The 13,205-nt window shown below is 36.7% G+C and carries 14 protein-coding genes; all 14 read left to right on the top strand.

Features of this window, described 5'->3' with window-relative positions:
- The first annotated feature begins 55 nt into the window (after positions 1-55).
- The 14 genes from NFS35_RS19075 to NFS35_RS19010 are packed head-to-tail and all read left to right on the top strand — an operon-like array spanning position 56 to position 13,199.
- Positions 56-463, top strand: a complete 408-nt coding sequence (locus NFS35_RS19075) for a hypothetical protein (RefSeq protein ID WP_251208685.1) — start codon at positions 56-58, stop codon at positions 461-463.
- The gene (locus tag NFS35_RS19070) at positions 424-951 is read left to right on the top strand and encodes a hypothetical protein (RefSeq protein WP_251208684.1); all 528 of its coding nucleotides are present in this window, start codon (positions 424-426) and stop codon (positions 949-951) included. Before NFS35_RS19075 ends, NFS35_RS19070 begins: the two co-directional genes overlap by 40 nt.
- A gap of 15 nt (positions 952-966) precedes the next feature.
- Positions 967-2,229 (top strand): glycosyltransferase family 2 protein, encoded by a 1,263-nt coding sequence (locus tag NFS35_RS19065; RefSeq protein ID WP_251208683.1) that lies wholly within the window; start codon positions 967-969, stop codon positions 2,227-2,229.
- 21 nt (positions 2,230-2,250) lie between these two features.
- Positions 2,251-3,282: an FkbM family methyltransferase gene (locus tag NFS35_RS19060; protein WP_251208682.1), complete on the top strand. Its 1,032-nt coding sequence runs from the start codon at positions 2,251-2,253 to the stop codon at positions 3,280-3,282.
- A gap of 12 nt (positions 3,283-3,294) precedes the next feature.
- On the top strand, positions 3,295-4,413 hold the full coding sequence (gene wecB, locus NFS35_RS19055; protein WP_251208681.1) for a non-hydrolyzing UDP-N-acetylglucosamine 2-epimerase: 1,119 nt from the start codon (positions 3,295-3,297) through the stop codon (positions 4,411-4,413).
- Complete coding sequence (locus NFS35_RS19050) at positions 4,403-5,626, top strand: nucleotide sugar dehydrogenase (protein WP_330640361.1); 1,224 nt, start codon at positions 4,403-4,405, stop codon at positions 5,624-5,626. Before wecB ends, NFS35_RS19050 begins: the two co-directional genes overlap by 11 nt.
- 9 nt (positions 5,627-5,635) lie before the next feature.
- Positions 5,636-6,865 carry a phospholipase C/P1 nuclease family protein gene (locus NFS35_RS19045; protein ID WP_251208680.1) on the top strand — a complete coding sequence of 410 codons (1,230 nt, stop codon included), beginning with the start codon at positions 5,636-5,638 and terminating at the stop codon, positions 6,863-6,865.
- 4 nt (positions 6,866-6,869) lie between these two features.
- The gene (locus NFS35_RS19040) at positions 6,870-7,628 is read left to right on the top strand and encodes a polysaccharide deacetylase WbmS family protein (protein WP_251208679.1); all 759 of its coding nucleotides are present in this window, start codon (positions 6,870-6,872) and stop codon (positions 7,626-7,628) included.
- A 17-nt stretch (positions 7,629-7,645) separates the two neighbouring features.
- On the top strand, positions 7,646-8,782 hold the full coding sequence (locus NFS35_RS19035; protein ID WP_251208678.1) for a class I SAM-dependent methyltransferase: 1,137 nt from the start codon (positions 7,646-7,648) through the stop codon (positions 8,780-8,782).
- Between the two features lie 27 nt (positions 8,783-8,809).
- Entirely contained in the window at positions 8,810-9,286 is a 477-nt protein-coding gene (locus NFS35_RS19030; protein WP_251208677.1) for a hypothetical protein, read from the top strand.
- Complete coding sequence (locus NFS35_RS19025; RefSeq protein WP_251208676.1) at positions 9,264-10,349, top strand: glycosyltransferase; 1,086 nt, start codon at positions 9,264-9,266, stop codon at positions 10,347-10,349. The genes NFS35_RS19030 and NFS35_RS19025 overlap by 23 nt, the downstream gene beginning before the upstream one ends.
- 34 nt (positions 10,350-10,383) lie before the next feature.
- Entirely contained in the window at positions 10,384-10,872 is a 489-nt protein-coding gene (locus NFS35_RS19020) for a hypothetical protein (RefSeq protein ID WP_251208675.1), read from the top strand.
- A 21-nt stretch (positions 10,873-10,893) separates the two neighbouring features.
- A complete protein-coding gene (locus tag NFS35_RS19015; RefSeq protein WP_251208674.1) occupies positions 10,894-11,769 on the top strand; it encodes a glycosyltransferase family 2 protein in 876 nt (291 codons plus the stop codon).
- A gap of 26 nt (positions 11,770-11,795) precedes the next feature.
- Positions 11,796-13,199 (top strand): DUF4422 domain-containing protein, encoded by a 1,404-nt coding sequence (locus NFS35_RS19010; RefSeq protein WP_251208673.1) that lies wholly within the window; start codon positions 11,796-11,798, stop codon positions 13,197-13,199.
- Positions 13,200-13,205: the final 6 nt, after the last annotated feature.

Raw genomic sequence — 13,205 nt, 5'->3', positions numbered from 1 at the left:
GGCATATAAAAAGCAGGATAGTTTTGAGGATAAAGAAGTATATCAATATACGAACTTGCCCAAGGAGTATGATGCGATTGTTGTCGCAAATAAATATACACACGAAATATATTTATCTGCAAAGGAGCAGCAGATTGATATAAATAAGATGATTTTCATGTTTCCGTGCGCGTATGCTCAGCCGACAGACAATTTAGAGTGGGTCAAACAAATTATCGGAGAAAAGAATTATCAAATATATTTAGGTGTATATGGTCTTTATGATAAATCCTTTTTTATGAAAGATATGCAGCAGTATCAGATTCTGAACAAACGTGAATCATTTAAAATAGATGAAAAGACTTTATGGCCTGTCATAAATGAAAAATTTGAGGATGCAGGAATTATACGGAATTATTTTGGCAGGATTCGTGGACAGCAAAATTGGTTTTTAATAATAGACCAGAAATACATTACAATATAGGTTCAAGACTAGATGGTTTTATTGCTCATATATTGGCTATGGGAATACCAGTAAAAATGATTGATATAAGGCCGTTTCCAACGGAAATTGAAGGATTGGATACCATAGTTGACGATGTGACTTGCTTAAGACAGTTTGAGGATAATAGTATTGAAAGTTTATCTGCCCTGTGTTCGTTGGAACATTTTGGATTAGGGAGATATGGAGATTCCATAGACCTGGAGACATGTTTTAGATGTTTTGAGGCGATTCAGGGCAAGTTAAAGGTGGGGGCAATTATTTCTTTCTGTTTCAATTGGAAAAGAGCGGCTGGAGCACATAGGGTATTCTTTGCAAGCACAATTGTGAATCAGTTTTCATCTTTGAAATTACAGGAATATTCATGTGTGTTTCAGGAAGGAATGGCGAATCATGTGGTTATACATAAGTATGATGAAGATAGCCATAATGGGGAATGGAGATATGGATTGTTTCATTTTGTAAAATGATGGAGGAAAATAGTTATGAATAAGGACGTAGCTCAAAGAGAAAAAGAGAAAGCTATCATATATGGATTAGGAAATTGCTGGGAACAGTATGCGGAAAGATTGCATGATGATTACGAAATAATATATTGTTCGGATCGAGATTGTAAAAAATCTGCAAATTGTCCGGGAATAGAATTCGTTATGCCGTCGGATATTTCATCGAAAGAGTATGATGTATTGATTTTATGCAATTTTGCTTTTGGCATGAGAGAAGATTTAATGCTACAATATGGTCTAAAACCTGATAAGATGATTTATTGTTTGGAACTATATGGAAAAGTAAAGACTATTCCTGAGGAAAAGCTTGCAAAAAACGTAAATAAGTTGACTGTTATTATACCTACATATAATAGAAGGTTGCGTTTAGAAAGAACCTTAAGTTTGTTGAAGCTTCAAACCAACCCCAATTTTAATGTGATTATTCTGGATGATAATTCAAACTATAGCGTGGATGAGATAGTAGATAAACAGGGGGCAGAATTTGCAGCAAGGATTAAGGTGGAAAGAAATATTGGTAATCTTGGACTGGCGGGAAATACTGCAACAGCTTTCGCTAAAGTGGAGGAGGGATGGGTTTGGACATTAGCAGATGACGATGTACCATCCATTTATGCGGTCGAACTTATTCACCAGGAGATTGAGGAGTCCGATGAGGTAGGAATTATTTTGTTTTCGATATTGGGAATAGGAAAGTACATGACAGAATCCCATGTTGAGTTTAAGGATTTAAATGAAATGCTTCTTTTTTACCAAAATATTATGGAGAATGAAAAGAGTAGTCTTGTAGGCGGAGACTTTATATTTTTTTCTAACAAAATCTTTAATATGAAATATGTAAAAAAGTATTTGAAAGAAATATTTATGTATTTGTATACAACGGTTCCACAAAATATGCCCATTCTGTTTGGCTTGGATAACAGAGATTTTAAGGTTCGGATAAGTAATAAGAAAGTAGTATCATATTCTCCGCCGGATGGAGATCATTGGAGTTGGCTTGATAATGGGTTAGGGATGACTGTTTTGGCAGACTTGCCCTTGCGTATCACACAAAACATTAAAAATATTCTCTTTAGATTATGTATGTTCGATTATCATGATGTAATTAATGCGGCGTTTAATGAAGATACATCAGCATATGAAAAATTGGAGAAAATGTATTTTCGTTTATATAGATACTTTCTTTCCGAAGAGGAAAAACAGGAATACTTAATTGAACTGCAAAAACTAAAAACAGAATAAGGCGAGGTGGAGTAAGAAATTGTGGAAACTAATTTAAAGCATTATCTTAATACAGTGGGACTACATAGACATTTTTTTATTTGGGGAACCGGAAAATGCTCAATAAAAGGCGAAGCATTACTGGAGAGATTCAATATAACAGAATGGGATTATATTGATAGTGCAGAGACGAAGCAAAAAGAAGGTCATAAAGGTAGAAGAGTATATTCCATTGAAGAAGCTCTTCTGGTAAAAAATTGCTTTATTTGTATCGCAATACTTTACTCTGATTTACTGGTGGAAGAGTTAAAAGGAAAAGGGTTAAGAGAGTTTGATGATTTTATCTCCGTATTAAAATGGGAATTGTACGATTCTTTTCTTAGAAATATCGGGGGGGTATCTTTTACGGATTTTATAGATAAGCTTGATATCAGATATTTCGGAGAAACTGGGTACGGATTTCCTGTATGTTGTAAGGAATATGAGGCGATAGACTCCATTGTAGTATATTCTTTTGGAACAGGAGAGAATATAAGTTTTGATCAGGAATTATTTGACAAATATAGTCAGGCAGAAATATATGCTTTTGATCCAACCCCTAAGGCAGTAGAGTTTATGAATGAACTTGATAAGAATAAATTTCCCTGTTTAAGATTTTATGCATTTGGGTTGTCAGACACGGATGGAATACAGAAATTTTATTTACCTAAAAATATGGATTATGTATCAGGATCGACACTGTATAATTACTCGGTAGATAAGAATGATTATATAGAAGTTCAGATGTATACCTTAAAAAAGATAATGGAACTGTTAGGACATTTTCATATTGATTTGTTGAAACTGGATATAGAAGGGTCTGAATTTACGGTACTTCCACAGTTATTGAACGATAAGATTCCTGTTGAGCAAATATGTGTAGAATTACATGACAGATTGATGGATTATGGAGAGATGGAGCGGAAGAGGCTTTTGGAACTGTTATGTGCAAGTGGCTATATTTTGATTAATATATCTCAAACAGGAGAAGAAGTGACGCTTATGAAAAGGGAAAAGGTGTTCTCTTTCTTATAATGAAGGTTAAATATGAAAAAAAGAATTCTTATAGTGTTCGGAACGCGCCCTGAAGCAATTAAAATGTGTCCTATAGCCAAGGAATTGAAGAAAAGAAAAGGCATGGACGTTAGACTTTGTGTAACAGGTCAACATGAGGAGATGCTGAAGCAGGTATTGGACGTATTTGATGAGATACCGGATTATAATTTAAAGATTATGCAACAAAGGCAAGGCCTTAGTGATATTACAATCTTGCTGTTAAGGGAAATGAGCAATTTACTGTCAGAAATAAAACCTGATACCGTACTAGTACATGGAGACACTTTGTCGGCTTTTGTAACAGCTTTGGCTTGCTATTATGAGAAAATACCGGTTGCGCATGTGGAGGCAGGACTCAGAACATATGATATTATGTCTCCATATCCAGAAGAATTTAATAGACAGGCAGTTGATGCCATATCTTGGCTTATGTTTGCGCCAACAAGCCTTGCTGCTGAAAATCTGGTGAGAGAGGGAAAGAATAGAAAAAATATATTTATAACAGGAAATACGGTAATAGATGCGTTGGCAACAACAATTTCTGAACAATACAAAAGCGAGCTTTTAGATTGGGTAGGAAACAGCAGGTTAGTTTTATTGACAGCACATAGACGAGAAAATATCGGTTCGGCGATGGAAAATATTTTCAAGGCGGTACAATCTGTTGTTAGAGAAGTGGAAAATATAAAAGTCGTGTATCCTGTTCATCTCAATCCTGCTGTACGAGATATTGCAGACAGAGTTTTAGAAAGGGATGAGAGAATCAGACTTATTGAACCATTAGATGTAATAGACTTCCACAATTTAATGAAAAGAGCATATGTTATAGTGACAGATAGCGGCGGAATTCAAGAAGAAGCACCGGCATTGGGAAAGCCAGTATTGGTAGTCAGAGATACAACGGAACGGCCGGAAGGGGTGGAAGCTGGTACGTTAAAGCTCGTTGGTACTGAAAGGCAGCATATAGAGAGGGAATTGAAAAAGATTTTGATTGATGAACAGGAATATTTAAAGATGGCAAAGGCAGTAAATCCATATGGAGATGGACATGCTTCAGAAAAAATAGCTGATGTGTTGGAAATGGTGTTGGAGGTTGGAGATGCTGGTTAATGTGGTAGGCTTAGGATATATTGGATTACCGACTGCACTTATGATGGCTGACAGTGGGATACAGGTTGTAGGTACGGATAAGGACGCGGAAAGAGTGAAGATGCTGCAGAACAGTCAGTTGGTGTTCGAAGAAGAGGGGATTTCAGAACTTTTTTTCAATGCAGCTGAAAAAGGGATAATATTTAGCACTGATTATGTGGCGGCGGATATATACATTCTAGCAGTTCCGACGCCATTTAATAAGAGGAGCAAGAAAGTTGTAGCAGATTATTTGGTCAATGCGGTAGAAGCCGTAGTGAAGGTATGTGGAGATAATTCGGTTATCGTGATAGAATCGACGATTTCTCCGGGAACTATAGACAAATTTGTGCGTCCGATTGTTGACTGCATAAATCGCCAAAAAGGATATCAAATTGAACTGGCACATGCACCTGAACGTATTATTCCGGGTAGGATGATTGAAGAACTTCGGAATAATAATAGAACGATAGGTGCTGACAGCGTAGAAGTTGCTGAGAGAATAAAGAGTATTTATGCAGGATTTTGTCATGGACAGATAGTGCTGACAGACATAAAGACTGCGGAGATGTCAAAGGTAGTGGAGAATGCATACAGGGATGTGAATATAGCGTATGCCAACGAACTGGTAAAGATATGTAAGGAAGCGTGCATTGATGTTTATGAAATAATAAAAATAGCGAATATGCATCCCAGGGTAAATATTTTAAAACCAGGCCCTGGAGTTGGAGGGCACTGTATTTCTGTGGATCCGTGGTTTTTGGTTGGTGATTATCCGGGATTATCCAATATTATTTTGGCGGCAAGGAAGATTAATGATTCCATGCCGGAGTATGTGCTGGATAGAATCAGCGTCATTATGGAAGAAAATGGAATTACAGAGCTGGGCCGAGTAGGTATATATGGTTTAACCTATAAAGAAAACGTTGATGATGTAAGAGAAAGTCCTACGTTGCAGCTGTTAAACTGCATGAGAAAGCACTTGGCTTGGGGAATAAAAGTTTATGATCCGTATGTCAAAAATATAATTGTTAAAAATCAATATATGGATTTTGAAAGTTTTCTTTCGGAGATAGACTTGTTAGTAGTGATGGTAGGCCACAAGCATCTTGTCAATAATGAAAGCATGCTTAAAGATAAATTAGTTTTTGATACGAAAAATGTGTTGACAGAGTTAGATACATATAAGCTATAGGAGAAAGATATGATAGGATTGGCATTCTTTGTATATAAAAGACCCGAATGTACACAAAGGGTTATAGAAAGCATTAAGAAAAATAACTTTGAGAAATTATATATCTTTCAGGATGGATTGAAAGATGAAAAAGACAGAGAGCAGTGGGAAGAAGTATCCGCAATGGTAAGAGCCATTGAATTTGCTGATACGGAAATACATATTTCTGACAGAAATAAGGGTTTGGCCAATTCCATAATCGAAGGTATGGACTATGTATTTGAAAGACATGACACAGCCATTGCTTTAGAGGATGATGCTTTGTTGAGTGAAGACTACAAAGATTTTATGTCGGCATGCTTTTCACGATATGAAAGCGATAGAAAAGTAATGGGAATCAGCGGAGGAAATCATGTGGATGTAGCAGAGGATTATCCGTATGATGTCTGTTACTTATATCGAATGAGTAGCCTGGGCTTTGGAACGTGGAAAGACAGATGGACAGGATTCGATAGGGATCCGCGCATTTTGACCAGAATTTTGAAGGACAAGGAAAAAAACGGAATGCTGGAGCTTGCAGGTGATTTGGTGCATTATGTCACAGATTCTGTTCAGAACAGGAGTGATACATGGGCTACATACTGGGCATTATACCAAATTGATTCCGGCTGCTACCATATAGCGCCTAAGAGAAATCTGGCAACAGACATAGGGAGGAGGGGAAATGGGACTAATTCTACGACAGCAACACATAGATATGAGGTACCGTTGTATACGAAAAAAGGAGAATGGAAATTTCCCCAGGATATTTATTTGGATGAAAGGATTACAGAGGATGTAAGGCGGTTGTATTCATCTGGTTCTGCTGAAAAAAGGTACAAGAACTACAATGATATTTTAAGCAAGTGGTTGGGCTTAAAAATAAATGGCTACTCACTTGCAACTTACTTTATAGAAAAGAAGATAAACGAAATATATATATATGGAACAGCAGATATTGCAGGGCACTTGTATGATGATGTCCATGAAGAAATTACAATAAAAGCTTTTATTGTGGAATCGAAAACGATGAAAACGTTTAGAGGATTAGAAGTATATGATATGGGCGATGATGTGGAGCTGGACGGTATACCAATTATCATTACTCCGTCTCATGCAAGTGGCGTTATACAATATGTTTTCGAACGAAATAGAGTTACAAATCCCATTATTCCTATCAACGATATTGTGGATTATGTAAGTGAAAAATACGAAAGGTAATGCTATGAACATTGTTGAACTAAGAGAAATGTTAAAGGGAGACAATTATATATGCTTCACGGCTGACCTGGATTGGGCGGCAGAGTTTGCGATAGAAGATTTGTTGAGAACCTTTGAGATAAACGGAATTAAGCCAACGGTGTTTGTGACGCATCCCAGCAAAGTGATAGATAGATATAAAGATAAAATAGATATAGGGATACACCCCAATTTTATACAGCCAAGTAGTCAGGGGCAGACACAAAATGAAATAGTGGATTATTGCAGAAAGCTTGCGCCGGAAACAAAGGCATTTAGAAGCCATAAATGGTATGGAGATAATGATATATATGAGAAGCTATGGAATAGCGGTTTCAGGTATGAGTCGAATCTTTGTACGAATATGGATAATACCGAACCTTTTATACATCGGTCAGGAATGGTAAGTTTTCCGGTTTTTATGGAAGATGGTGCATATATAATCAAAAACAGAAAACTAGACTTTGAAGATGTAAGGGATAAGTTTAAAAGGAACGGATTGAAGATTGTTAACATTCATCCAATGCATTACGCTTTAAATACACCATATTTTTTCTATACTAGAGAGATAAAAGACAGACTGTCGAGAGAAGAATGGAATAATCTGCAGGCAGATGATTTGAGAACCCTGTCTTATAAAGGAACAGGCATAAGAAATTTTATAGAGGATTTGATTCGCTTTAGTAAGAACAGTGCCGCAAAGCTTATCACGTTAAAGCAGATGTATGAAATGTTATCTTTGTAGAAATATAGGGAGAGAAAATGAAAGAAGAATTTCTTGAATATATTCGTCGCGCTTCTCGGAATCGCAAAATTTGTATTTGGGGTACCGGCAAAAAGGCAGATGAAGCTTTTGAAATAGCAGATAATGCAGGGATAGAAATCAGTGCTTTTGTAGATAATGATGAAAACAAATGGCATAAAGTATTTCATGACCATGCTGTATTGCCTCCGGCAGAGGTTTCCGGAGACTGGTATATATTAATCGGAGTAGGCTATTCCCCACATATCATATCCCAGCTTAAGGATATGGGATTTGAGGAGGGGAAAGATTTTATAGCCATCTTGGAGCAAGATTTTTATGAAGCAGTGAACAGATATAAAGAAGCTCCTGGAGTTCCGGATATTAATGCAGAGGTGTTAGAGAATATTACAAACGAGATAATTCAGCGTTATCCATATAAATATGTAACATGGTTTGATGAAGAAAAGTTTAATGAATTCGAAGATAAATTTGATGCAGGTATTTTGTATAACAAAAAGCATAGCAGACGGTATAGAAGAAAGCTGATGGAACACTTTTGTGCATATCAACTGTTAAAGAGGATGAAATGGGACGAGCACAGTATATTCATTGATATGGCAGGGGGAAGCAGTCCGTTTGCGAAATTTTTGCGCGAGCATGAGGATATTAGGGCATATTCTATTGATATTAGCGCAAGCCGATATAATTACTTGAATTACTATATACAGGGAGACGCTTCCAGTACAGATTTTGAGGATAGTTCGGTAACAGCTGTTTCGATACAATCGTCTTTCGAGACTTTTCCAGGTGATTTAGACATCAGGATTGTTAAGGAAATTTCGCGGATATTAAAAGTAGGAGGAAAGGCTTTTATATGCCCTCTATATTTACATGAAAAACAATTATCTATGGTGTCTCCCAGTAATTATATGACAGGTTTGGCGGATTCAAATAGTCTTGAGGTCATTCGGACGGACTGCAGGGATGCATTGCCTATGAGCAGATACTATAGTGTTGCAGGCTTAGAGGAACGGCTGTTAGGGAGGGCAGAACAGTGGGGACTGTCTTTCAAAATACATATTTTACCTGATGAAATTGTTGAAAAGGATGGTTTTGTATATTTTAAATATATACTCGAATTACTAAAATCTTAAAGCTTCTGTTAAGCGTGGAGGTAATTGATGAAAAGAGTTTTTAGTAGTGTGTTTGTAGGTATTGTTGCTTTTACATTAGGAAAAATTTTAGGAAAAATATGTTTGGCTAATAAGTTATCGTTGTTAGACGAAAAGTATACTAAGAATCAGTGTATAATAAATACTTTTGACTTGTGGCTGCAGCAAAAACAAGACAATCACCAGATTCAGGACTTTTTTTTAAGAAACGGCTTTAGGGAAATAGCCATATACGGCATGCATTATTTGGGTGAACATTTACTGCGGGATTTGCGGGAGACGGAGATAACAGTTAAGTATGCAATTGATAAGAATGCCGATAAGATTGCCTGCGGAGTTAAGGTAATTCCACCAGACGCGGAGTTGGAAAAGGTTGATGCGATTATTGTGACTGCGATATATTATTTTGATGATATTGAAAAGCAATTAGCGTCGAAAATTGATTGCCCAATCATATCATTGGATGATGTTTTGGGAAATTTGTAAGGTTGTCAAGTTCAACATTAAGGCGAGGGATTGGCAGATGCACGAGGATTATATAATTTATGACCCCTTTTTGGGATTGAATGCATATATAGAAAACATGAAAAAATGTTGGGGGAAGCTATATAAGGTGATATCCCCTGCTATGGCGGAAGATAATATTCTTGTACTGTTAAATACGAAAGCAGTTGTTCTGAACTGGATAGAATACAACTTGGATAATGAAAAAATAAAACAGTTATTGTGGTATAAACTGCTGGGTATAAAAATTATATGGGTATTTCATAACCGCATGCCGCATGATTCGGGCGGGACAGCGCAGGAACTTAAGGAAATAAGGAAAAAAATGAGGTTTATTGCCAGGGTCAGTGATGTTATTATTCTACACTCTTATAGTAGTGCTAAGTATTTGAAAGAATATTTATCTAAAACGGATAAAAAGTTTTATGTTCCCCATGTGGATTATATGAGACAGATTAAGTGGGCAAAAGGAAACCAGTATGAAGAAGAGGGGGCTTTCAAGTTTGTATTTCAGGGTACTGTCTCTCCGTATAAAAATATTGAACTGCTTATTAAGGTGTTCCGAGATTTGGATTTGCCTAATTGTCAATTGCATATTATTGGAAAGCCATGTAGCGCAGAATATGCGAAAAAAATAAATGAGATAAGTTTGGGGGCAGAAATAAGGTTGAGATGGGAATGTCTTTCTGACTATGCGGTATGCCAGGAAATCCAAAAAGGAGATGTTATGGTATTGCCATATGATTTGAAGAGCAGTATGAATTCGGGAGCGATGATAGCTGCATTTTCAAATAAAAGAACCGTTATTGTCTCTGCAAATGCCATGGCACAGGATTTTAAAGGACAGGATTTTTTGTATATATATGATTATTCAGGCAGGGAGGATCATTATCATAGACTAAAAACTGTAATGAAAGCGGCATATGAGAATGGAGTGGCAGTCAATCGGGAGAAAGGCGAAAAGGCATTTGAATTTATCCGCAGGCATAATAGTGAAGAAGTAGTTGTCAAAAGATTGAGGAAAATGGTAAAAGAGAGGTTATAGAGCAGGATTTTAAGAAAGCAATTTGAGGTATTATATGATGAAACGAAAGCATAGTTGCATATTGATGTGGCAGACTATATTGGCCGTTGGTCTGGCATGTGTACTGCTAAAGACAAAAAGACAGCTATATTCTGAGAAAAAGAATGTAAATAAATATTCGGATTTATATAAGCTGATGGCCCAATGGATAGAGGCGGCGCAGAATGGTCAGTTTATTGCTGAATGGCTGAAAAAGAATAAGTATATGTCTGTTGCGATATATGGAATGTCTTTAATCGGTGAGCGCTTATACGTAGAGCTGACAGATAGAGAGATTCAGGTGGCTTATGGAATCGATAGGCTTTCGCGAGAGTATTTGGATGGTATAAAAATGTATAAACCATCTGATGTGTTACCTATGGCAGATGCAGTAATTGTGACGGCAATTCATGATTTTGAAGAAATCAAGGAACAGTTGAGGGGGAAAGTAAATTGCCCGATTATTTCTTTTAGGGATATTGTAAATGAGTTATTGATACAATAAGTCGAAACATTGGGAGATAAAGTGAACAGTATAAAATATTCGGAAAAAGTTACAGTGATACTTGTTAACTATAATGGCAGAAAATTTTTGGATAATTGTATAGGGAGTCTTAAAAAACAAACATATTCTAATATGTCTGTTTTGATAGTTGACAATTGCTCAGAAGATGATTCTGTGAAGTTCCTAAAAGAGAATTATCCGGAGATTGAAGTGATTGCATGTAATAAAAACTATGGGTTTGCAAAGGCAAATAATATCGGGATAAAGTATGCTATTGGACAGGGGACAGATTATGTGATGCTTTTGAACGTGGATACAGCGATAGATTCAAGTTTAATTGAGAAATTGATAAGGGAAGCTGACAGTAATGTGGTAACAGTGCCCAAAATATATTCTGATAAAAGATATATGAAAATATGGTATGCGGGTGGAGGAATAGATTATGTGAACGGAGATTCCTACCATACCATGAAAGGGGGGGATGGTATCGTACAGGAAGTAAGCTTTGCGTGTGGTTGCTGTATGTTGATACATAAGAACATCATTCAAAAATGCGGAATGCTGGACGAAAACTATTATCTGTATTATGAGGATACTGATTGGAGTGTAAGGTTTGGGAAAGAGAACATAAAAATCAAATATGTTCCGGAAGCGAAAATGTGGCATAAGATAGGCGGAAGTGGCGGAAAAATGGGTGGCCTGTATAAAACCTATTATTTGACAAGAAATCAATTATATTTTATAAAGAAGCATCAGGATTGTATTCATAGCAATACTTTCATGAAAACATGGCAGATATTCAAAGATAATTTTTTCCATGAGCCTGACAGAGAAAAAAGAAAATACATATGGTTTGGGATCCGGGATTTTTATAAAGGAAAGACAGGAAGATTGTAAGTTGATGGCTGAATGGTGGGGCAAAAATGCGGATTGTTATTTGGGGAGCAGGTAAAAGCCTGGAAAAAAATATTCATAGAATCTGTTTGGAGGACATTTGCTGTTTGATTGATAGTGATACAGAAAAGCAGGAATGTAGGATATTTGGGAAGAAGGTATATGGCCCCGAGAAATTGTCAGAAATAAAATACGATTATGTGGTTATTTCATCAGAACTGTATTTTGATGAAATTGCATACCAACTGTTGTTCTGGTATGGGGTTGAGTATGGGAAGATACTGGGGTGGAAAGGGTTTCTTCAAGAAGAAAGAAGTACGGACAATGCGTTGCGGAATAGTGCGAAAGAAATATGTATAAACTACGGAATTCGCAATGTTTTGGATGTGGGAGGAATTCTTGAAATAAACAGTTATTGGAATATAGCTGACAAGAAATTTACTTTAGATATTCTGTATACGAATACACAAATTTATGATTTCGTGGAACACAGATATCGAAAGGCATATGCGGATATGGATAGCTTGTCAGAGGAATATGACTTTTTAATTACTGAAAAGGATGCTGTTGCAAAGGGATGGACACAGATATTGCAGAGAAGCCATCATGCAATTGCAGCATCAGAAAAGTCACATAACAATCTTCCCAAAGAAGCCTGGGTCGATAGGATACAGGTTTTTAATATTCAGGGATTGCATTTGTTGGGAGCAAGCAGAAAGAAAAAAGATGTATGCATATATCAGGTGACACATAAAAAATTCAGCCCTGTTAATGGAAAGCCTTACAAACCGATTCATGCGGGGAGGCTGGGTAAAGTAGATTTGGGTTATCAGGGAGATGAGGAAGGGGATAATATATCGGCGCTCAATGATAAAATCAATGAATGTACGGCGCTGTATTGGATATGGAAGAATGATGCATCGGAATATGTGGGACTGAACCATTATAGAAGATTATTCCGCTCTGCTGTTAATAAGGAATGGATGCTCCAGGATTTTGAGGTTCAGGTTTTGTTGGAACATTATGATATCATAGTTGCTGAAGCATATGATACTGGCAGATTATCTGTTTTGGAAGTCATGCGGTATCAGGTATGCGGAGAAGCGTTGGACAATACATACGAGACGCTATGTGATATTATTCAAGAAAACAAAGAAGATTATCGGGCGTTCCAATATGTTATGAACGGTCATATGCTGTATCCTTGCAATATGTTTATCGCTTCAAAGGAAATTATGGACGCATATTGTGAATGGCTTTTCCCGATTTTGCTGGAAGCGGTTGAAAAAGTTGAGATAAAGGAATCATGGGATGATTACAGCAAAAGGATTTTGGGATTTTTTGCGGAACGTCTCCTGACAGTTTGGATTGTGCAGCATGACTATAGGATTAAAGAATTGCCAATCCTATTCCTTAATCAACCAGATAAATAGGGTGAA

Origin of the sequence: Acetatifactor aquisgranensis (genome assembly GCF_943193215.1) — a bacterium.
GTDB lineage: Bacteria > Bacillota > Clostridia > Lachnospirales > Lachnospiraceae > Acetatifactor > Acetatifactor aquisgranensis.
This window is presented reverse-complemented; position numbering and strand designations above follow the sequence as displayed.

Excerpts from the sequence above, each read along its gene's own strand:
- NFS35_RS19010 (WP_251208673.1), top strand. The coding sequence starts at position 11,796 with ATGCGGATTGTTATTTGGGGAGCAGGTAAAAGCCTGGAAAAAAATATT.
- NFS35_RS19050 (WP_330640361.1), top strand. The coding sequence starts at position 4,403 with ATGCTGGTTAATGTGGTAGGCTTAGGATATATTGGATTACCGACTGCA.
- NFS35_RS19030 (WP_251208677.1), top strand. The coding sequence starts at position 8,810 with ATGAAAAGAGTTTTTAGTAGTGTGTTTGTAGGTATTGTTGCTTTTACA.
- NFS35_RS19040 (WP_251208679.1), top strand. The coding sequence starts at position 6,870 with ATGAACATTGTTGAACTAAGAGAAATGTTAAAGGGAGACAATTATATA.
- NFS35_RS19020 (WP_251208675.1), top strand. The coding sequence starts at position 10,384 with ATGATGAAACGAAAGCATAGTTGCATATTGATGTGGCAGACTATATTG.
- NFS35_RS19025 (WP_251208676.1), top strand. The coding sequence starts at position 9,264 with ATGATGTTTTGGGAAATTTGTAAGGTTGTCAAGTTCAACATTAAGGCG.
- NFS35_RS19035 (WP_251208678.1), top strand. The coding sequence starts at position 7,646 with ATGAAAGAAGAATTTCTTGAATATATTCGTCGCGCTTCTCGGAATCGC.
- NFS35_RS19045 (WP_251208680.1), top strand. The coding sequence starts at position 5,636 with ATGATAGGATTGGCATTCTTTGTATATAAAAGACCCGAATGTACACAA.
- NFS35_RS19065 (WP_251208683.1), top strand. The coding sequence starts at position 967 with ATGAATAAGGACGTAGCTCAAAGAGAAAAAGAGAAAGCTATCATATAT.
- wecB (WP_251208681.1), top strand. The coding sequence starts at position 3,295 with ATGAAAAAAAGAATTCTTATAGTGTTCGGAACGCGCCCTGAAGCAATT.